The organism is Streptosporangium sp. NPDC003464 (assembly GCF_053588315.1).
In genome coordinates this window covers 1-1049 of record NZ_JBSFPS010000577.1, presented here as the reverse complement: position 1 = coordinate 1049, position 1049 = coordinate 1, and the positions used below count along the sequence as shown (strand labels likewise).

Sequence of the window (1049 nt, the reverse complement as noted above, 5' to 3'; positions counted from 1 at the left end):
GTCACCCCTACGCCTACCTGGCCTTTCTCACCCTCGCTGCAGCCATGACCTGCCATAAGCGACATCTCAAACTCACCATGTAGGACACGGTCTAAAGCACCTAAGGTCACCGGCGTTCACGTCGGTGCGCCTCTCGCCCGCGGTACCTCCGACAGCGCTCACCGCGCCGGCCGCACTGTCCTCGTGCTTCACGACGGCAGGCTCAGCCTGCTGAGCCCCGACGCGTTCATCTCCAGCGATACCGGCCGCATGCTCCTCACCCTGGCCGACCTCATTGAGGCCGCCGGTCGCCTCGCTCCTGGTTCAGGCCCGCTCGTCGACGACATCATCGCTGCGCTCAACACCCGCCTTGCTGGGACCGCCCGATGACGGATCAGCCGTACTACGTGGTAGGCCTCGGATAGGCGCCGGAACCGGCTCACAAGCCCATCGGCGGCGGGATCGAGTAGCCCAAAGCCGCCTCACCCCCCGCCAGAACGAGACGAGAACGAGAATGGTGCGCTATGCCAACATCTCCGGGACCACGCTCCTCAGCTGAGATCCGCTCCTACCTCATAGACCAGCTCAACCAGGCACTTCGCCGTCCTGGCATGTTCGGTGGGGAGATGGCCCTGCGACTGCTGCTCGATCACCTGGCCTATGCCGAACGCGACGAGGAGGCGTGGGCGCAGGAACTACGGGTGCTGGAATCTCGGGGCGCCTTCAACTCGCTCGGCGTGACCGGAGCGTTCAAGACCGTGGTGCCAGGTGACCACGAGTACGGTGTCGCCTCGATCTACGCGGAGTTCGCCCGCGATCGCGGCTGGCTGGACCTCGACCGAACGCTGACGGCTGAGGAGTACGCGTCCATACGCCAAGATGTGAACGCCTGGGCTGCTCAAGATCGCACGCTCACCGATGTACACGAGGCATTCGGCCCGCCCTCCGTTCTCTTCGGCGGCAGCAATCCCCTCTACGGCAAAACACTCGCCTACACGACCGAGCGGGTGACGGACCTGATGATCTGCTTCCATCTCTGGAACGGAACCGACCCGGGAACCCGGTCGAGT

The 1049-nt window shown here is 64.5% G+C and carries 2 protein-coding genes; both read left to right on the top strand.

The features are described 5' to 3' along the window. Nucleotides 1-183: 183 nt before the first annotated feature. Entirely contained in the window at nt 184-369 is a 186-nt protein-coding gene (locus ACWDS7_RS48675) for a hypothetical protein (protein ID WP_451934858.1), read from the top strand. 236 nt (nt 370-605) lie between these two features. Then, nucleotides 606-1049, top strand: a 444-nt coding sequence (locus tag ACWDS7_RS48670) for a hypothetical protein (protein ID WP_451934857.1), incomplete at its 3' end; no start/stop codon positions are given.